The 17,756-nt window shown below is 68.7% G+C and carries 18 protein-coding genes; 13 read left to right on the forward strand and 5 right to left on the reverse strand.

Annotation, left to right across the window (positions count from 1 at the left end):
- Window positions 1-85: 85 nt before the first annotated feature.
- Together A37U_RS0125650 and A37U_RS0125655 are read right to left on the reverse strand one after the other, a co-directional pair.
- Window positions 86-1,447 (reverse strand): MFS transporter, encoded by a 1,362-nt coding sequence (locus A37U_RS0125650; RefSeq protein WP_020499533.1) that lies wholly within the window; start codon window positions 1,445-1,447, stop codon window positions 86-88.
- 49 nt (window positions 1,448-1,496) lie between these two features.
- A complete protein-coding gene (locus tag A37U_RS0125655; protein ID WP_020499534.1) occupies window positions 1,497-1,808 on the reverse strand; it encodes a putative quinol monooxygenase in 312 nt (103 codons plus the stop codon).
- A gap of 169 nt (window positions 1,809-1,977) precedes the next feature.
- On the opposite strand from A37U_RS0125655, the gene A37U_RS0125660 reads away from it, so the two are divergent.
- From A37U_RS0125660 to npdG, 5 genes are read left to right on the forward strand one after another with little or no spacing between them, the layout of a single operon-like run.
- A complete protein-coding gene (locus tag A37U_RS0125660) occupies window positions 1,978-2,808 on the forward strand; it encodes an Rv0792c family HTH-type transcriptional regulator (protein ID WP_020499535.1) in 831 nt (276 codons plus the stop codon).
- Window positions 2,805-3,854, forward strand: a complete 1,050-nt coding sequence (locus A37U_RS0125665; RefSeq protein ID WP_020499536.1) for a TIGR03619 family F420-dependent LLM class oxidoreductase — start codon at window positions 2,805-2,807, stop codon at window positions 3,852-3,854. The genes A37U_RS0125660 and A37U_RS0125665 overlap by 4 nt, the downstream gene beginning before the upstream one ends.
- A 34-nt stretch (window positions 3,855-3,888) precedes the next feature.
- Window positions 3,889-4,629 carry a transglutaminase-like domain-containing protein gene (locus A37U_RS0125670; RefSeq protein ID WP_020499537.1) on the forward strand — a complete coding sequence of 247 codons (741 nt, stop codon included), beginning with the start codon at window positions 3,889-3,891 and terminating at the stop codon, window positions 4,627-4,629.
- A 58-nt stretch (window positions 4,630-4,687) separates the two neighbouring features.
- Window positions 4,688-6,097, forward strand: a complete 1,410-nt coding sequence (locus tag A37U_RS0125675; RefSeq protein ID WP_020499538.1) for an NAD-dependent succinate-semialdehyde dehydrogenase — start codon at window positions 4,688-4,690, stop codon at window positions 6,095-6,097.
- Window positions 6,098-6,126: 29 nt separating this feature from the next.
- A complete protein-coding gene (gene npdG / locus A37U_RS0125680) occupies window positions 6,127-6,852 on the forward strand; it encodes an NADPH-dependent F420 reductase (RefSeq protein WP_020499539.1) in 726 nt (241 codons plus the stop codon).
- A 114-nt stretch (window positions 6,853-6,966) separates the two neighbouring features.
- On the opposite strand, the gene A37U_RS0125690 is transcribed toward npdG, so the two are convergent.
- Window positions 6,967-7,911, reverse strand: coding sequence for a sugar-binding transcriptional regulator (locus A37U_RS0125690; RefSeq protein ID WP_020499541.1), 945 nt, complete (start codon window positions 7,909-7,911; stop codon window positions 6,967-6,969).
- A gap of 148 nt (window positions 7,912-8,059) precedes the next feature.
- On the opposite strand from A37U_RS0125690, the gene A37U_RS0125695 reads away from it, so the two are divergent.
- Genes A37U_RS0125695 through A37U_RS0125705 form a run of 3 tightly spaced genes read left to right on the forward strand, consistent with a single transcriptional unit; the run spans window position 8,060 to window position 11,206 of the window.
- Window positions 8,060-9,160, forward strand: a complete 1,101-nt coding sequence (locus A37U_RS0125695; protein ID WP_020499542.1) for an alcohol dehydrogenase catalytic domain-containing protein — start codon at window positions 8,060-8,062, stop codon at window positions 9,158-9,160.
- The gene (locus A37U_RS45275) at window positions 9,160-10,482 is read left to right on the forward strand and encodes an RbtT/DalT/CsbX family MFS transporter (RefSeq protein ID WP_020499543.1); all 1,323 of its coding nucleotides are present in this window, start codon (window positions 9,160-9,162) and stop codon (window positions 10,480-10,482) included. The genes A37U_RS0125695 and A37U_RS45275 overlap by 1 nt, the downstream gene beginning before the upstream one ends.
- Window positions 10,483-10,486: 4 nt before the next feature.
- Entirely contained in the window at window positions 10,487-11,206 is a 720-nt protein-coding gene (locus A37U_RS0125705) for a GolD/DthD family dehydrogenase (RefSeq protein WP_020499544.1), read from the forward strand.
- Window positions 11,207-11,237: 31 nt separating this feature from the next.
- On the opposite strand, the gene A37U_RS0125710 is transcribed toward A37U_RS0125705, so the two are convergent.
- Both A37U_RS0125710 and A37U_RS45280 read right to left on the reverse strand, forming a co-directional pair.
- The gene (locus A37U_RS0125710; RefSeq protein ID WP_020499545.1) at window positions 11,238-11,876 is read right to left on the reverse strand and encodes an HNH endonuclease family protein; all 639 of its coding nucleotides are present in this window, start codon (window positions 11,874-11,876) and stop codon (window positions 11,238-11,240) included.
- 69 nt (window positions 11,877-11,945) lie between these two features.
- Complete coding sequence (locus A37U_RS45280) at window positions 11,946-12,509, reverse strand: hypothetical protein (protein ID WP_157183022.1); 564 nt, start codon at window positions 12,507-12,509, stop codon at window positions 11,946-11,948.
- A gap of 73 nt (window positions 12,510-12,582) precedes the next feature.
- Here A37U_RS45280 and A37U_RS0125720 point away from each other — a divergent pair, with 73 nt between their 5' ends.
- The 5 genes from A37U_RS0125720 to A37U_RS0125740 all read left to right on the forward strand — a co-directional run bounded on the left by A37U_RS0125720 (window position 12,583) and on the right by A37U_RS0125740 (window position 17,620).
- A complete protein-coding gene (locus A37U_RS0125720; RefSeq protein WP_020499547.1) occupies window positions 12,583-13,872 on the forward strand; it encodes an adenylosuccinate synthase in 1,290 nt (429 codons plus the stop codon).
- A 158-nt stretch (window positions 13,873-14,030) separates the two neighbouring features.
- Complete coding sequence (locus A37U_RS0125725) at window positions 14,031-14,843, forward strand: ABC transporter permease (protein ID WP_020499548.1); 813 nt, start codon at window positions 14,031-14,033, stop codon at window positions 14,841-14,843.
- Window positions 14,834-15,523 carry an ABC transporter ATP-binding protein gene (locus tag A37U_RS0125730; protein WP_020499549.1) on the forward strand — a complete coding sequence of 230 codons (690 nt, stop codon included), beginning with the start codon at window positions 14,834-14,836 and terminating at the stop codon, window positions 15,521-15,523. Before A37U_RS0125725 ends, A37U_RS0125730 begins: the two co-directional genes overlap by 10 nt.
- Window positions 15,510-16,478, forward strand: coding sequence for an ABC transporter substrate-binding protein (locus A37U_RS0125735; RefSeq protein ID WP_020499550.1), 969 nt, complete (start codon window positions 15,510-15,512; stop codon window positions 16,476-16,478). The genes A37U_RS0125730 and A37U_RS0125735 overlap by 14 nt, the downstream gene beginning before the upstream one ends.
- Complete coding sequence (locus A37U_RS0125740) at window positions 16,475-17,620, forward strand: LLM class flavin-dependent oxidoreductase (protein WP_020499551.1); 1,146 nt, start codon at window positions 16,475-16,477, stop codon at window positions 17,618-17,620. Before A37U_RS0125735 ends, A37U_RS0125740 begins: the two co-directional genes overlap by 4 nt.
- The last annotated feature ends 136 nt before the right edge of the window (window positions 17,621-17,756 follow it).

Genomic DNA, 17,756 nt, shown 5'->3' on the forward strand with positions numbered 1-17,756 from the left:
GCATCTGGACGAGAACGACCGGCGTGGGGTCGTGAACCTGTGGTTCACGACCCCACGCCGGGTATCCGTGTTCAGCGATTCGTGCTCAGCGGGGAAGGGGTTGTCCCTTTGTCTCCGGGCCCACGAACCAGATCAGGCCGAGCGCGATCACGTAGGACGCCACACCGATCGCCGTCGCTGCCGTCGAGATGCTCCCGAGCAGGCTGATGAGCAGACCGGCGGTGAGTGTGACGAATGAGCCTGCGATCCGGGCAGAGTTGAACACCGCCGAGATCGCGGTCGCCCGTCCCACTGTGGGGAACAGTTCCGGCATGTAGATCGGCATCCACGCGAACTGCCCCAGGATGAAGAACCCGGCGACGCCTGCGGCGACGAGGGCGATCCCCGGCGTCGAAACGGCGAAGAAGAAGATCGGCAGGATCAACGCCGAGCCCGCGTAGTAGACGAGCATGGTGGGTTTGCGGCCCCAGGTGTCGGCAAGGTAGCCCAACAGTAGGTACCCCGGCACGGATGCGGCATTGAACACCAGGCCGCCGTTCGCGGACCATGCGCTGGCGGGCAGTCCCGTGTTCTTCGCGAGTTGGCCGATGTACTGCGGGATCCAGGCCGACACGCTGTAGAGGCCGATGACCGACACCACGGTGATCAGGAGAAGTCGCAGCGCCCGCCGGCGCAGGTGCGGCCGGCTGAACACCGACGTGAACGGAGACCGCAAAAGCTCTCGGTCCGCCGGCCCGACCTGTCCACCGCCTGCCGCGGTGGCCTTGGCATTGCGCCTGCGTTCGCGGATCTCTGTCCACATCTCCGGGTCGTGGACGGTCCGGCGCACGTAGAGCACGATCAGTGCGGGCAGGGCGCCGATGAGGAACAGATACCGCCAGGCCGCGGAACCCAGCGGCTGAAGGAGAAACCAGGCCAGGGCCGCGAGTATGGCGCCGACCCCGAACCCGGACTGCAGTACGGCGGCTGCCCGTCCGCGGGAGCGGTCGGGCCACAGCTCGCCGATGAGGGCCGTCGCGCTGCCCCACTCGGCGCCAAGGCCCATCCCGGTGACGAAGCGCAAGGCCAGCAGCCACCAGTAGTCGGGCGCGATCGCGGTCAGGCCGGTGAACACCGCATACCAGAGGATCGAGATCATCAGGATGCGGCGGCGCCCGAGGTAGTCGGCTGCGAAGCCGGCGACGATCCCGCCCAGGGCCCACCCCAGAAGGGTCGCGGCCACCAGCGCGCCGACGTAGGCGGGAAGTCGTTCGAGTTGGCCGCTGGTCCCCAGGTCGGTGACGGCCGCCGAACCAGCGAGGACGAGTGCGTACGTCTCGAACCCGTCGAACATCCATCCGAGCCACGACGCCACGAGTGCGCGGCGGCTGGTCCTGTCGATGCTGCGCAGGGTCGTGGTTCGATCGCGGGTGCCGAGCGGCGGTACGCCGCTCTCCAGGTCGGACACGGTGCTCTCCTTTGCTCTCCGTTGAGCTGAAGACTCGACGTCCGGGTGCTCAGTCGAGCACGTCGACCGGGGCGAGAACGGTCACGTTGATCGGCGCCGCGAGCAAGTCCGGGAGCTGGGCCCGGTAGTTCTTGTAGTGCGTGGACGCGCGATGTGCCTCCAAGGCAGACGAATCCTCGTAGCACTCGAGAAGGACGAACTCCGCACCGTCCTCCTGAGTGGTGAACAGGTTGTAGGAGTGGCAGCCCGCCTCGGCGCGGGTCGGAGCCACCATCCCCTCCAGCAGTGCCTGCAGTCGGCCGGAGGTCTCGGGCGTCGGGGTGAAGCGGGCGATCACGGTCACGGGGCTCTCGTCGGCCATGGTGTCTCCAGTCGGTTGGGTGGGGCGCCTCTTGCGTCCCTCTGGGTAATACGTTATAAAACGTCTTATGCATCATGTCAAGACCGAGTCGCAGGCGGCCCACCCGGCGCCTGCTCTCACAGGCATGTCGCGGCGCGGCGGGCCACCTCCGCCGGGTTCAATACGACTTATGACATCCCCTGAAGACTTCGGACCGCGCCTCGACCTGACGGACGCCGACCTGCGGATCCAGCGCGGTCGAACCTCGGCCACGGCACAGCTGGCCGAACAGATCAAGGCGTTGATCGTCAAACAGCAACTGCCACCGGGCGCACGGCTGCCCACCGAGAAGGAGTTGATCGCGGAGTCCGGTCTGAGCCGGATCACCGTCCGCGCCGCGGTGGGCGCCCTCGAGCGTCAGGGCTGGGTCGTGCGCAAGCAAGGGCTGGGCACGTTCGTGTCCGAACCGCTGGACCAGGAGCTGTCGTCCGGGGTCCGCACGATCACGGAGGTGCTGCTCGATCGCGGTGTCACGCCGCAGATCGAGGTCATGAGCTTCGGAGTCGAGCCCGCATCGGCGTACGTCGCGCGGACGCTCGGGGAGCGTGAGGTGCTCACCATCCGCCGCCGCTACGGCGACGGTGAGCAGCCCGTGGCGTTGGTGACGATCCACCTCCCGACCTGGGTGCGCGAGGCCGCCGAGCCGTTGCGTTCGGCCGAACCGGCCACCGAGACCACCTACACGATGTGGGAGCAGCGGCTGGGCACGCGCATCGCGGAGGCCCGGCACGAGATCCACGCCGCAGGCGCGTCCGCGGATGTCGCGGTGGCGCTGGGCGTCGACGAGGGCGCACCGGTCCTCGTCCTCGATCGCGTCAGCTTCGACCACGACAACCGGCCCCTGGAGGTCGTGGTCTTCCACTACCGACCGGATCGCTACGGATTCTCGGTGACGCTTCCCCGTGTCATCGCGGACGGGACGGTCGGCATGACAGAGAGAACAGAAAGGTTGCAACAATGACCGACGCCGAACCCGGCACACCGAAGCCCACTCGCGGGGGCGGCCCGCACGTCGGCCTGATCCTCGCCCTCACCATCCGCGGCCTGTCCGTGGGCAACTATCCGGACATGACCCGCGTCGCGCAGACGGCGGAGTCCCACGGGTTCGACTCGGCGTGGCTGTGCGACCACTTCCTGACGCTGAGCCCCGACGACTATGTCCGCGACGCCGGGATCACCGACGGGGCGAACGGGGACGCGCCTGCGGTGGAGGGGCCGTCGTCGATCCCGCTCCTGGAGTGCTGGACGGCGCTGTCCGCGCTGTCGCGCGACACGACCTCGTTGCGTCTGGGCACCAGCGTGCTGTGTAACTCGTACCGCTATCCCGCCGTCCTCGCCAAGATGGCTGCGACCCTCGACGTGATCTCGGGCGGGCGCGTGGACCTGGGGCTGGGGGCGGGCTGGTTCCAGCAGGAGTTCGAGGCGTACGGGATCCCGTTCCCCTCGACCGGCGACCGTGTCTCGGCGCTCGCCGAGTCGCTGCAGGTGATGCGCAGCGTCTGGACCGAGACCAACCCCCGGTTCAGCGGCGAGTTCTACACGATCGACGGTGCGATCTGCGACCCGCCGCCCGTCCAGCAGCCGCACCCGCCGCTGTGGATCGGTGGCGAGGGGCCGCGGGTCGGCCGCATCGCGGTCCGGCACGCGAACGGCGTCAACGTCCGATGGTGGCCCGCCGAGAAGTGCGCGCAGCGCCGGGCGCTGCTCGACCGCGAGTGCGAGGCGATCGACCGTGATCCCTCGACCTTCGAGCTGTCGGTGACGACATTGCTCGCACCCACCGAGTCGCCCGAGGTCCAGCGACAGCTGCGCGCGCGGTTCAAGTCGATCCCGGACAGCGGCCTGATCACCGGCTCCGCCCAGGCCTGTCTCGAGCAGATCAGCGAGTACCAGTCCGCTGGGATCAACCATTTTCTGTTCACGATCCCCGACGTGGCCGACTCCGACTATCTCGACATGGTGGGCGAGCAGATCCTTCCGCACCTCGGCACCGCCCAGCCCGCCTGACCTCCGCACACACCCGCCGAAAGTGAGCCGCACCATGACCTCCGATGTGACCTCCCGGTCGACCGAGACCGCCGGTGCCCAGTACCTCCGTCCAACCGAGTACATCGACTCCGACCATCCGACCGTCGTCGAGACCGCACGCCGGATCACCGAAGGCGCCACGACCGAGGTCGAGCGTCTGGGCCGCATCTACCACCACGTCCGTGATCTGCCCTACGACATCCTGGCCTCGTTCCGCTACCTCGCGAAGGGGCAGACAGCGGCCAGCGACGTCCTCGAGAACGGCGTCGCGTTCTGCATGGGCAAGGCCAGTTCCTTCACCGCGCTGGCCCGCGCCGCCGACATCCCGGCGCGCGTCGCCTTCCAGGCGCTGGACGCGCCGGAGATGGAGTTCCTGTCCCCGGAGGTGCGCGTGCTGTGGGGTGGGCCGGTCGGTCGCCCGCTGCCGTGGCATTCGCTCGGCGAGGCCTTCGTCGAGGGCCGGTGGGTCAAGCTCGACGCCACGATCGACGCGCCCACCGCCGCCGAGCTCGGCAAGCCTTACACGGTCGAGTTCGACGGCCGGACCGACATTCCCACCGTCGAGGGACCGGTGCTGCGGGAGAACGGCAGCTACGCCGACTACCCCGCCGAGGTCGCGGACTGGTATCTGCGCCTGGCCCGCGAGGTGCTCGACGCGCTCGAATCGAGGGCGGCGCATGACCGCGTGGCCGCCGACGACGTGCTGTGGAGCGGGCCGGATCCCGAGCGCGTCCGCCGTCAGGCCGTCGCCTGATTTCCCTGCCTGACCTTCCCACCGCGTTCCCCCGCACCGACTCGAGAAGGACGTCACGATGTCCGTTCGTCAGATCACCTCCGTCAACCCCGCGACCGAAGAAGTCCTGGGTCGCTTCGACCCGCACACCCCGGACCAGATCGAGGCGGCCCTCGCCAGGGCCGCGGCCGCGGCCGCCCAGTGGCGGTCGGTTCCGATCGAGGTCCGCGCCCAGCACTTGCACCGCGCCGCCGCCATCATGCGCGCCGACCGGGACAGGCTCGCCGCGCTGATCACCGGGGAGATGGGCAAGCCGATCGCCGAGGCGGAAGCCGAGGTCGAGAAGTCCGCCTGGTGCTGCGAGTACTACGCCGAGCACGGTCCGGCGATGCTCGCCCCCGAGTCCGTCGAGACCGCTGCCACACGCAGTCACATCGCCTATGACCCGCTGGGTCTGGTGCTTGCCGTGATGCCGTGGAATTTCCCGCTCTGGCAGGTGTTCCGGTTCGCGCCGCCTGCGCTGCTCGCGGGCAACGGCGCCGTGCTGAAGCACGCGTCGAACGTTCCGCGTTGCGCCCTCGCGATCGCCGAGATCTGGGAGCAGGCGGGCTGCCCGGCCGGGCTGTTCACCACACTGCTGGCCGGCCCGGACGCCGTGCCGGACCTCATCGCCGACGACCGCATCCACGCCCTGACCCTCACCGGCTCCACCGAGGTCGGCGCCCAGGTCGCGGCCATGGCCGCTGCGCGACTCAAGCCCCAGGTGCTCGAGCTCGGTGGCTCCGACCCGTTCATCGTGCTCGCGGACGCCGACATCCCCGCCGCCGCGGCCGCCGCCGTCTCGGCCCGGACACTCAACGCCGGGCAGAGCTGCATCTCGGGCAAGCGCTTCATCGTCGAGGACGCGGTCGCCGCGGAGTTCACCGAGGCGTTCGCCGCGGGGGTCGCCGCGCTCACCGTCGGCGATCCGATCGATCGCGATGTGCGGATCGGACCGTTGGCGAGGGCGAGCATCCGCGCGGACGTGCTCGACCAGGTGCGCCGCAGCGTTTCGGCGGGCGCCAGGATCGTCACCGGCGGCACGGTGCCGGAGGGGCCGGGCTTCTACTACCGGCCCGCCGTCCTCGACACGGTCACCCCGGAGATGGCCGTCGCGGCCGAGGAGACCTTCGGTCCGGTCGCCGCGGTCATCCGGGCAAGGCACGCATCCGACGCGGTCCACATCGCCAACGCCACCGAGTTCGGTCTCGGTGCGGCCCTGTGGACCTCGGACCTCGATCGCGCGAACCACCTCGTGCCCCGCATCGACGCGGGTGCCGTGTTCGTCAACGGGATGGTCGCGTCCGACCCGCGTCTGCCCTTCGGCGGAGTCAAGCGCAGTGGCTATGGGCGTGAGCTCGGTGTGTTCGGAATCCGGCAGTTCACCAATGTCAAGAGCGTCTGGTTCGGGCCGGCGCAGAACGGCCAAGACCACCCGCTCAGCGAATGAACCGCCAAGCCGAGAACGAAGGAGCTCCCATGGCATCCCCTCAGCCCGCGCCCCAGCTCGACGAGTCGTCCCAGCGCGCCGGAACCGTCGCCATCGTCGGCGGTACCGGCGCCCTCGGGCTCGGACTCGCGACACGGTGGGCGCACGCCGGAATCGACGTCCGTATCGGTTCGCGCCGTCCGGACGCCGCACACGCCGCCGCCGCGCAGCTGCCGGGCGCGTCCGGCGGGGAGAACGCCGCAGTGGTCGACGGTGCGCCGGTCGTGGTCATCGCGGTTCCGTTCAGCGCGCACGTCGAGACGGTGCGGTCGATCGCCGAGGTCATGCGGCCGGGTCAGCTGCTGATCGACACGACCGCCCCGATGGTGCCGGCCCGCCGCGGGCTTCGCCCCATCACCGTGTGGGCGGGTTCGGCCGCGGAACAAGCCCAGGATCTGCTCCCGGCCGGGGTGTCCGTCGTCTCCGCGATGCAGACGGTCAGCGCCGCGACCTTGCGGGACCTCGACCAGGTCCTCGACGAGGACGTGCTGATCTGCGGCGACAAGGCCGCCGACAAGGCAGTGGCCGCCGCGCTCATCGAGCGCATCCGAGGTCTGCGCGCGGTCGACTGCGGCCCGCTGGACATCAGCGGTGTCAGTGAGCGGATCACCGCACTGTTGGTCGGCGTCAATCGCCGGTACAAGACACATGCCGGCGTCCGCCTCACGGGATTGCCTGTGCCGCCGACGTGCGCAGGGCTCGGCCGTCCCGCGTGATCGCCCCAGCCCAGCGGAGCCGCACGCACACTCGGTACGACGAGCTCGCGTTGATCTTCCGCGGCGGGCCGGTCACGGCAACCCTCACCTGGCTCCGCGCCTGAGGAGGCAGCCCTAGATGGGCCGCGTGGTGGTCAGGATCAGCTCCGCCGTGCGCAGATCGGTGACCAGGCGGTTGAACAGCCTCGCGTGCGCCGCCGCGATGATGCTGCCCACCTTGTCCGCGCCCGCGGCCACCGCGATGGTGCGGGGCACCGCCCGCAACTGGGCGGGGCTGATCCGCACCATGCGATCGCTGCCGGGGAAGACGACCTCCTCCCCAGCGGGGCCGAAGAAGTTCAGGCAGATGTCCCCGACCGCGGTCTGCAGGCTCCCCGCATCCATCGGAATGGCCGCGGACATGGAACTGCGGGAGCTCGGCGGCGCACCGATCCCGATCAGTGCGACCTTCGCCCGGCCCCACATCTCGGTGACCTGGCAGAACTCGGGATCCTGGGCCAGGGTGGCGCGCATGACCTTGGACGGCATCGCCTGGGCGAACAGGAAATGCGGCCGGGCCCCGGCCTGTTCGGCGATGGCGCGCACGATCTCGTTGGTCTGGTGCCACGGTTCTGGTTCGGATACCCCGCCGACGGTCGGTGCCACCTCGATACCGGGCAGCGCGGGCAGGGTGGTCCGGCTGAGTTCGTAGACGGTCTGGCCGGAGGAGACCAGCAGCACCTCCCCGGGAGACAGCGCGGCCTCGCGCAGCGCGGCGCCGACCGGTTCGGCGAGCGCGCTGATCGGCCCGTGCCCGAACGGGGCAAGCCAGACCCGTTCGATGCCCAGCGCCTCGGCCAGTAGTTCCGGGTCGGGTTCCACGGCGGGGGACCCCGGCTCGTGCACGGTGATCCGGACCATGCCGATCCGCCGCGCTTCGGCCAGCAGCCTGCTGACCGTCGGCCGGGAGACCGCGAGCCGCTCGGCGACGCGGGCCTGGCTCAGCTCCTCGAGGTAGTACAGCCGCGCGGCCTGATGCATCAGCCGTAGGTCACGGTGTGTGTGCTGATCGGAACCCATAGCGCCGTCCTCCCGGCCGTGCCGTGAACATATGTTCAAACCTGAACGGATGTGTTGACGGATGTTCAGCCCATGGTGATGCTAGGTGCGGCAGAAGTCCAGAGGGTTCGCACGAGACCAGCGCGACCCGTGCCAATGGAGGTACCAGGTGTCGGACATCCCGGATCGGATGCGAGCGGTCGTGGTGCACGGTCCGCAGGATTACCGCCTCGAGGAGGTGGACGTGCCGCGCCCCGGTGAGGACGACCTGCTGCTGCGGGTCGAAGCCGTCGGCGTGTGCGCGAGCGATCTGAAGTGCTACCACGGGGCGGCGAAATTCTGGGGGGATGAGCACCGCCCGGCATGGGCGCAGACCGGCCGCACGCCGGGCCATGAGTTCGTCGGGACCGTGGTCGGCGGCAGCGAGCGGGCGCGAAGCAGGCACCGGGCCGAGGTCGGCGACCGCATCGTGTGCGAGCAGATCGTGCCGTGCGAGGAATGCCGCTACTGCCGCACCGGCAAGTACTGGATGTGCGGACCGCACGACATGTTCGGCTTCCGCAACTACGACGGGGCGATGGCCGAGTACATGCTGGTGCCGCCCAAGGCCCGGGTGCACAAGGTGTCCAAGGAGCTCGCCCCGGCACATGCCGCGTTCGCCGAACCGCTTTCCTGCGCGCTGCACGCGGTCGAGCGGGCGAACATCCAGTTCGGTGATGTGGTCGTGGTCGCGGGATGCGGGCCGATCGGACTCGGGCTGATTGCCGGTGCCCGCCAGAAGAATCCGCTGACCCTGATCGCGCTCGATCTGGACGACGACAAGCTGGAACTCGGCCGCAAGTGCGGGGCCGACCTGACGATCAACATCCGCAGCGAGGACGCGGTCGCCAAGATCAAGGAACTGACCGAGGGCTACGGCGCTGATGTGTATCTGGAGGGCACCGGGCATCCCTCCGCGGTCGGCCAGGGGCTCGACCTGTTGCGCAAGCTGGGCACCTATGTGGAGTACTCGGTGTTCGGTTCGGATGTCAGCGTGGACTGGTCGATCATCTCCGATGACAAGGAACTCGATGTGCTCGGCGCGCACCTCGGCCCGCACTGCTGGCCGGCCGCGATCAAGCTCATCGAGGACGGCAAGATCCCGGTCGAGGACATCTGCACCCATCAGTTCGGGCTCGAGGAATTCCAGCAGGCACTCGATCTGGTCGGGGACACAGCCGGTTCCTCGGTCAAGGTGAGCATCCTGCCCGGCGGGACGGCGGTGCGGTGATGAGCAGCCTCGACACCGCGGGCACCCGCGAGACCTTCCTGGACCGCATCGGCATCCCGCACAAGCTGCGCTGGGGATTCCTTGCCGTGCTCGTCTTCATGACCGGGAACGGCACCGAGTCCAACTTCATCTCGCCGCACATCAGCGCGGTGTTGCACAGCCCGGAAGCCACCGTCGCGGTGATCATCTCGATGTACAGCGTCGCGGTGCTGGTCGGCAGCTACCTGTCCGGGGCGCTCGCCGATCTGTGGGGACCGCGGCGGGTGATGGTGCTCGGCTTCGTGATCTGGGTCGTGTTCGAGGTGCTGTTCCTGCTCAGCCTTTCGCTCGCGAACTTCCCGCTGGTGTTCATCACCTACTTCCTGCGCGGTTTCGGATTCCCGTTCTTCGCGTTCGGGTTCCTGGTCTGGGTGAACATCACCACCCCGGTCGCGCGCAACGGCACCGCGGTCGGCTGGTTCTACGTGATGTTCACCGGCGGGCTGCCGACCCTGGGCTCGCTGTTCGCGCTGGGCATGATCCCGGCCTTCGGCGGCAGCACCGGCGGGGAGACCGGTGCGATGATCAGCTCCACGGTTCTGGTGCTGATCGGGTTCCTGATCATGCTGTTCGGGGTGCGTGATCCCCGTGGCAGGCAACGGATCGCGCCCGAGGGCGAGTCCAGCCTGCAGGTCATCACCGCGGGGTTGCGGCTGACCGTGCGCCAGCCCAAGATCCTGATGGGTTTCCTGGTGCGGCTGATCAACACCGCCCCCGAGTTCGGGATGTTCATCATCCTGCCCACGGTGATCGCCGATGAGCTCGGCTGGGGGCAGGCGCGCTGGCTGACCATGACGGTTCTGGTGTATGCCACCAACATCCTGGTGAACGCGGTGTTCGGCGCGGTCGGAGATCGCTGGGGCTGGCGGCGCACCGTGCAGTGGTTCGGAGTGTTCGGTTCCGCGGTCGGATTGCTGCTCTGGTGGTACGTCCCGCACATGGTTCCGGCCGGATCCACCTGGGGCTTCTGGCTTTCCACCGCCGCGGGCTGTGTGTTCGGCTGCCTGCTCGCCGGGTTCGTGCCGATGGGCGCGATCATGCCCGCGCTCGCGCCGCAGCACAAAGGCGCGGCGATGGCCATGTACACCACGGCAGCGGGCGGGGCGAGCTTCCTCGGTTCCGGTGTGGTGGCGCTGGTGCTGGCCATCGGGCTCGGCAACACCGGTGTGGTGTGGGCGTTCGTGCTGCTCTACGCCGCGGCCTTCGTGATGGTGTCGTTCCTGAACGTGCGCACCGATACCGCGCCGAAGAACCCGGCGCTGGCCACGAGCGGAACGGACTGAGGCGATGTTCGACCTGAGTGGACGGGTCGCGCTGGTGACCGGTGCCGCCTCGGGCATCGGCCGCCAGGTCGCCGAAACCCTCGCCGAGCGCGGGGCCACCGTGGCCGGTGCGGACCTGAAAGCCGAGTTCCCGGCCGCTTGTGCTTCCACGCACCGCCTCGAGGTGACCGATCCGGAATCGGTGCGCGCGGTGACCGCGGAGGTGCTGGCGCAGCACGGCACGATCGACATTCTGGTCAACTCGGCGGGCGTGGCACGGCTCGCGCCCGCCGCCGAGGTCACGGTCGCGGACTGGGACTTGACCATCGCGGTCAACCTCACCGGTACCTTCCTGATGTGCCAGGCGGTCGGCGCGGCGATGGCGCGACGCGGCTATGGGCGGATCGTGAATCTGGCCTCCCAGGCGGCAAGTGTGGCGTTGGACAGACACGTCGCCTACTGCGCGAGCAAGGCGGGGGTGAACGGGATGACCCGCACACTGGCCCTCGAATGGGGACCGAGCGGGATCACCGTGAACACCGTCTCGCCGACCGTGGTGCTCACCGAGCTCGGCCGCGCGGCCTGGGACAACCCGGCGGGCGAGGCGCATCGCGCGGAGATCCCGGCCGGGCGGTTCGCCGAACCCGAGGAGATCGCCGCCGCGGTGACCTACCTCGCCTCGGCGGAAGCGGCGATGGTCAACGGCACCGAACTGCGGGTGGACGGCGGGTTCACGATCCGCTGAGCCGACCCGCGCTCAGCACTTTCCGAGGCACTCAGCACTTTCCGAGGGTGTCCTCGAGGGATTTCTTCTCCTCGGGCTTCACGGTCAGCTTGTACTGGTGCTTGATCGCCACGAAGCTGGCCGCGTAGTCACAGCGGTAACCGGCATCGGACGGCATCCACTCGTCCGGGGTCTTGTCGCTCTTCTCCTCGTTCGAGCTCCCGGAGACCGCGATCAGCTGCGGGTCCTTGAGATCGTTCGCGAAGGCCTGGCGCTGGTCCTGGGACCACTTCGCGGCCCCGGTGCGCCAGGCGTCGGCGAGCGGGACGATGTGGTCGATCTGCACCTCGGAAGCCTTGCTCTCCTTCTGCCCGTCGTAGGCGCTGGTCCAGGTGCCCGAGGTCGGGTAGCAGTCGCTGCCCACCTTGACGTTCTCCCCGTCGCGCTTGAGCACGTCCTCGCGGGTGTTGCAGTTGCCCTCCTGGGCGATCCAATGCGGGAACTTCTCCCGGGAGTAGCCGTCCATGGAGCCGTCCGCGGCCACGGTGAGGGTGCCGAGGTAACCGCGGGCGGTCCCGGCGTCCGGGATTCCGGGCGGGGTGGCCGATGCGGGCACGGCGAGCCCGAACAGGCTGATGCCCGCCGCCGCGGTTAGTGAAATGGTGGCGGTACGTAAGCGAAGTTTCGTCATCTTTTGACGATCGCGCACCAATGTGACGTGCGCAATACTTTCGGGTGACTCACCGACGAACGTAGGGGGTCAGCACGCGGTCACCAGCCGTAGATCCTCGGTGTGCCGATACCAGGACCAGCGTTCGAGCGGCCTCGGATGCGGCTGACCGTCGGTGACCGGCCGGCACGGGGCGCAACCGAACTGCACCGCTCGCCCGGTCGCGGAGCGGGTCCTGCGAAACCGCCTGTGCACGGTGACTTTCACGCCTTCGCCGCCGGGGCGCACCAGCACGGTGCCCGCGTCCCGGTAGAGCACCGCCGCGCTGTCGCAGTACACCGTGGCGCCGGTCACCTGCGCGCTCGCCGAACCGACGACGACCCCGCCGTGATCGTCGCGGATCAGCGGAATGCCGGTCACCGCGGCGGTGCGCACCGTGTCCGGATGGGCGCGAACCGCGACCTCGGATTCGCCGGACGGCAGGTAGGCGACCGCGATCTGCTGGAGTTTTCCCTTGCGCAGCAGGCGAATCGCGACCGCGGCGAGATCGGCGTCGGTGCCGCGCACCACGAGGCGTTCCACGTCCAGCGCCGGATCGATGTCCTCTTTTCCGGACAGTGGCCCGGACAGTTCCGCCGTTCGCATCATTGACACGAGAAGAGAGAGTACGCTTGTCGACCGGTACAGCTTGGTTTCGCAAATCGATCAATATCAATGGGAGTTTGACATGCCTGCCATCGTGCTCATCGGCGCCCAGTGGGGTGACGAAGGTAAGGGCAAGGCCACCGACCTGCTCGGCGACCAGGTGCAGTGGGTCGTGCGTTATCAGGGCGGTAACAATGCAGGGCACACGGTCGTGCTCCCGGACGGTCAGAACTTCGCGCTCAAGCTGATCCCCTCGGGCATTCTCACCGAGGGGGTGACGAACGTGATCGGCAACGGTGTCGTCGTGGATCCGGGGGCCCTGCTCGACGAGCTGCGCGGCCTCGAGGAGAAGGGCGTGGACACCAGCAGGCTGCTGCTCTCCGCGGACGCGCACCTGATCATGCCGTACCACATCGCCATCGACAAAGTCACCGAGCGCTACCTGGGCAGCCGCAAGATCGGCACCACGGGCCGCGGGATCGGGCCCTGTTACCAGGACAAGGTCGCCCGCGTCGGGGTGCGCGTGCAGGACCTGCTGGACGAGAAGATCCTGCGCCAGAAGGTGGAATCGGCGCTCGAGGTGAAGAACCAGATCCTGGTCAAGGTGTACAACCGCAAGGCACTGGACCCGGCCCAGGTCGCGGACGAGGTGCTCGCGCAGGGTGAGCAGTTCGCCAAGCGCATCGCGGACACCAGGCTCGAGCTGAACAAGGCCCTCGAGGCGGGCGAGACCATGCTGCTCGAGGGTTCCCAGGGCACCCTCCTGGATGTCGACCACGGCACCTACCCCTTCGTCACCTCGTCCAACCCGACTTCCGGTGGGGCGAGCGCCGGTTCGGGCATCGGGCCGGGCCGGATCAGCGCCGTGCTGGGCATCCTGAAGGCGTACACCACCCGGGTCGGTTCCGGGCCGTTCCCGACCGAGCTGACCGACGAGATGGGCGAGCACCTGCGCAAGGTCGGCGGGGAGGTCGGCGTGAACACCGGGCGCGACCGGCGCACCGGCTGGTTCGACGCGGTGATCGCGCGCTACGCGACCCGGGTCAACGGCATCACCGACTACTTCCTCACCAAGCTGGATGTGCTCTCCGGACTGGAATCGGTGCCGATCTGCGTCGGCTACGAAGTGGACGGTTTCCACACCGAGGACATGCCGATGACCCAGACCGATGTGCATCACGCGGTTCCGGTCTACGAGCAGCTGCCCGGTTGGTGGGAGGACATCAGCGAGTGCCGCCGGTTCGAGGATCTGCCGAAGAACGCGCAGGCGTACGTGCACCGGATCGAGGAACTGTCCGGGGCGCAGGTTTCCGCGATCGGTGTGGGTCCGGGGCGTGACCAGACGATCACCCGGCACGACATCATTCGATGAATTGATTCGCAACTCGCGTGTTTCCGTCCCCGAGATAATCCCTTCCTGTGGACGAAACATGCGTCCGATTGACACCATGTGCGGCGCGCTGGTGCGATCGGTTCCGTGATTTCCCGAGAATTTCCCGAAAACGGAGACCCGTTCGGCGGTGACCGGTGATGGCGAGCGTCACCGCCGTCGCCGATCAGGTGCGCCCGCAACGCAACCGGCCGGGCCGCACCCGTCGCCGCGCCCGGATTCCCTTGCTGCGCTTGGCAAGCCCGGTGGCGATCGTGCTCATCTGGCAGCTGGCCAGCAGCACCGGACTGCTGCCGAGCCGGTTGCTCGCCTCCCCGATCGCCGTGGTGCGCGCGGCGGGCGAGCTCATCGCGAACGGGGAACTGACCTCGGCGCTGGGGATCTCGGTGGTGCGCGCGTTCCTCGGTTTCCTGATCGGCGCGGCGCTCGGCGGTCTGTTCGGTACCCTCGCCGGGCTCACCAAGGTCGGTGATATCGGCATCGATCCACCCATGCAGGCGCTGCGGACCCTGCCGCATCTGGGCATGATCCCGTTGTTCATCACCTGGTTCGGGGTCGGCGAGGCACCCAAGATCGCGATCGTCGCCTTCGGGGTCGCGCTGCCGATCTATCTGCACGTGTACGCCGGAATCCGCGGTGTGGACCGGAAGCTGCTCGAGGCCACCCGGGTGCTCGGTTTCTCTCGTGTACAGCGGCTGCGCCATGTGGTGTTCCCGGCCTCGACCGAACACGTCATGGTCGGGCTGCGGCTGGCCTTCGCGAGTGCATGGCTCTCGCTGATCGTGGGTGAGCAGATCGCCGCGGACACCGGGATCGGCTACCTGATCAACAATGCGCGCGATTTCCTGCGCATCGATGTGATCCTGGTCGGGCTCGCGGTGTACGCGATTCTCGGCCTGCTCACCGATGCCGGGGTGCGGCTGATCGAGCGGAGGGTGCTGCGATGGCGGTGACAGTACGTGGACTGCGTAAGACCTTCGGCGAGCGCGCCGTCCTCGATGGCGTGGATCTGACCGTGGCGCGCGGGGAATTCGTTGCCCTGCTGGGGAAAAGCGGATCGGGCAAGTCCACCCTGCTGCGGGTGCTCGCCGGGCTGGACGGGGCGGTCGAGGGAATCGCGGATGTGGCGGGCAGCGTCTCGGCGGCCTTCCAGGAACCGCGACTGCTTCCCTGGCGCAAGGTGTGGCGCAATGTGGTGCTGGGCACGCAGTGCTCCCGCGAGCAGGCGGTGCGCGCGCTCGCCGAGGTACACCTCGAGGACCGCGCGGATGCTTGGCCGGGCACCCTTTCCGGGGGCGAGGCACAACGGGTTTCCCTTGCCAGGGCGCTGATCCGGGAACCCTCGGTGCTGCTGCTGGACGAGCCGTTCGGTGCGCTGGACGCGCTCACCAGGCTGGCCATGGGCGGGCTCGTGCAGGAGTTGTGGCGCAAGCACGGTCAATCGGTACTGCTGGTCACCCACGATGTGGGGGAGGCGCTCACCCTCGCCGACCGGGTGCTCGTGCTCGAGGACGGGCGGATCTCCGCCGAGCACCGTGTGGATCTCCCCCGGCCGCGCGCCGAACGCGAACTGCTCGCCCTGCGGGACACCCTGCTCGCCGAACTCGGGGTGGAGCAGCATGCGCTGGCTTAGCTGTGTCGCGCTGCTCCTGCTGCTCGCCGGGTGTGCCACGAATACCGAGGAACGTGGGCTCGTGCTGCAGGTCGGTGACCAAAAAGGACAGACGAAGTCGCTGCTCGCCGCTTCGGGACTGCTGCGTACGCTGCCGTTCCGGATACAGTTCTCCACTTTCACCTCCGGCCCGCCCGAGGTCGAGGCGGCGAATGCCGGCGCGATCGACACCGCCTCGGTCGGGAACACTCCGGCATTGATCGCGGCCGCGGCGAACGCAGACGTGTCCATGGTCGCCGCCGCGCAGGGAGCACCGAGCGGGGACACCATCCTGGTACCACGGAACTCCCCGATCCGGGACCTGAAATCCTTGCGCGGCAAGACGATCGGCGTGGCGAACAGCACCTCGGCACACGGGCACCTGCTGGCGCAGCTGCGCCGGGCCGGGATGACCAAAGACGACGTGCACATCGCCTATCTGCAACCGGCAGACGCCTTCGCCGCCTTCAGCCAGGGCGATCTGGATGCGTGGGCGATCTGGGATCCCTACACCTCGCAGGCGCAGATCCGCGAGCACGCGCGCGTTCTCCTCGACGGGACCGGAGTGGCGAACGCGCTGAACTTCCAGGTGACGAGCCGGAAAGCGCTCGCCGATCCGCGCAAGGCCGAGGCGATCCGCGCACTGGTGGTCGCGACCGCCAAGGCGCAGCGCTGGTCCCAGAGCCATCCCGAGCAGTGGGCCCGTGCCTACGCCCACGACACCGGGCTGCCATTGGCGGTCGCCCGCCTCGACGTTTCGCGTGGCGTGCAGCTTCCGGTCCCGCTCACCGGCGCAACCGTGCGTTCCGAGCAACAGCTCATGGATGTGTTCGTGGCCAACAATTCCATCCCGCAGGGCATTCGGTTCGGCGATTTCGTCGACGACCGCTACGACAAGGATCTGCAACCATTCCAGGAGAAAGGCATCCGGCAATGAGCATCGAACTGCACTGGTTCCTTCCCACCCATGGGGACGGCCGGTTCATCGCGGAGCGCCCGCACGTCTCCCCGATCGCGGCGGCGAGCCCGCGCCAGCCGGACATCGACTACCTCACCCAGGTCGCGCAGGCCGCCGAACACCTCGGGTTCACCGGAATGCTCACCCCGACCGGGTCCTGGTGCCAGGACGCCTGGCTGACCACCGCGGCCCTGCTCGCGCGCACCAAGCGGATCAAGTTCCTCGTCGCGTTCCGTCCCGGAGTGCTCAGCCCGACTCTCGCCGCCCAGATGGCCGCCACTTATCAGCAGATCTCCGGTGGCCGCCTGCTGCTGAACATCGTGACCGGCGGGGAATCGGTCGAACAGCGCCGGTTCGGCGACCACCTCGACCACGACCAGCGCTACGCGCGCACCGACGAATTCCTCAGCGTGCTGCGCGCCGCCTGGTCCGGAACACCGGCCGATTTCCACGGCGAGCACTACGAGATCGAGGGGGCGCGCACCTACTCCGTTCCGGACCCCGAGCCGCCGATCTACTTCGGCGGGTCTTCCCCCGCCGCGCTTCCGGTCGCCGCCAAGCACGCCGATGTGTACCTCACCTGGGGCGAACCGCCCGCCGCCGTCGCCGAGAAGGTCGCCACAGTGCGCGCCATCGGCGAGAAGTACGGGCGGCGCCTGCGGTTCGGTATCCGGCTGCACACCATCTCCCGGGACCGCTCCGAACAGGCCTGGGCCGTGGCACAGGACCTGTACGACGCCTTCGACCCCGCCGATGTGGCACAGGCCCAGGAATCCTTCGCCCGCAGCGAATCCGTCGGGCAGCAGCGGATGGCCGCGCTGCACGGTGGCGATCTGGGCGACGACGCCCGCTCCCTCGAGATCTACCCCGGACTGTGGTCCGGAGTCGGTCTCGTGCGCGGCGGCGCCGGAACCGCACTCGTCGGCAGCCACGCCGAGGTCGCCGACCTCATCGAGCAGTACACCGAGGTCGGGATCGAGGAATTCGTGCTCTCCGGGTATCCGCACCTCGAGGAGGCGTACTGGTTCGGTGAGGGAGTTCGCCCGGAACTGGCGCGGCGCGGGCTGGTGGGTACCGGTTCCGAGCCGGAGCGCCCGAACCTGCGCGTGGCGGCACTGTAATTCGTCTTTCCCGAATGGTTTGCGCCTCTGCTGCCGGTCGGCCGACGGGAACCGGAACGGTCCGGCGAGCGGGCTAGCACGCCACACCCGGTGCACCGAGGAACGGACAGTCGTCATCGGTACGACCACCGGGATG

The organism is Sciscionella marina DSM 45152 (genome assembly GCF_000379465.1).
GTDB lineage: Bacteria > Actinomycetota > Actinomycetes > Mycobacteriales > Pseudonocardiaceae > Sciscionella > Sciscionella marina.

Excerpts from the sequence above, each read along its gene's own strand:
- A37U_RS0125655 (WP_020499534.1), bottom strand. The coding sequence starts at position 1,808 with ATGGCCGACGAGAGCCCCGTGACCGTGATCGCCCGCTTCACCCCGACG.
- A37U_RS0125660 (WP_020499535.1), top strand. The coding sequence starts at position 1,978 with ATGACATCCCCTGAAGACTTCGGACCGCGCCTCGACCTGACGGACGCC.
- A37U_RS0125665 (WP_020499536.1), top strand. The coding sequence starts at position 2,805 with ATGACCGACGCCGAACCCGGCACACCGAAGCCCACTCGCGGGGGCGGC.
- A37U_RS0125670 (WP_020499537.1), top strand. The coding sequence starts at position 3,889 with ATGACCTCCGATGTGACCTCCCGGTCGACCGAGACCGCCGGTGCCCAG.
- A37U_RS0125675 (WP_020499538.1), top strand. The coding sequence starts at position 4,688 with ATGTCCGTTCGTCAGATCACCTCCGTCAACCCCGCGACCGAAGAAGTC.
- npdG (WP_020499539.1), top strand. The coding sequence starts at position 6,127 with ATGGCATCCCCTCAGCCCGCGCCCCAGCTCGACGAGTCGTCCCAGCGC.
- A37U_RS0125690 (WP_020499541.1), bottom strand. The coding sequence starts at position 7,911 with ATGGGTTCCGATCAGCACACACACCGTGACCTACGGCTGATGCATCAG.
- A37U_RS45275 (WP_020499543.1), top strand. The coding sequence starts at position 9,160 with ATGAGCAGCCTCGACACCGCGGGCACCCGCGAGACCTTCCTGGACCGC.
- A37U_RS0125705 (WP_020499544.1), top strand. The coding sequence starts at position 10,487 with ATGTTCGACCTGAGTGGACGGGTCGCGCTGGTGACCGGTGCCGCCTCG.
- A37U_RS0125710 (WP_020499545.1), bottom strand. The coding sequence starts at position 11,876 with ATGACGAAACTTCGCTTACGTACCGCCACCATTTCACTAACCGCGGCG.
- A37U_RS0125720 (WP_020499547.1), top strand. The coding sequence starts at position 12,583 with ATGCCTGCCATCGTGCTCATCGGCGCCCAGTGGGGTGACGAAGGTAAG.
- A37U_RS0125725 (WP_020499548.1), top strand. The coding sequence starts at position 14,031 with ATGGCGAGCGTCACCGCCGTCGCCGATCAGGTGCGCCCGCAACGCAAC.
- A37U_RS0125730 (WP_020499549.1), top strand. The coding sequence starts at position 14,834 with ATGGCGGTGACAGTACGTGGACTGCGTAAGACCTTCGGCGAGCGCGCC.
- A37U_RS0125735 (WP_020499550.1), top strand. The coding sequence starts at position 15,510 with ATGCGCTGGCTTAGCTGTGTCGCGCTGCTCCTGCTGCTCGCCGGGTGT.
- A37U_RS0125740 (WP_020499551.1), top strand. The coding sequence starts at position 16,475 with ATGAGCATCGAACTGCACTGGTTCCTTCCCACCCATGGGGACGGCCGG.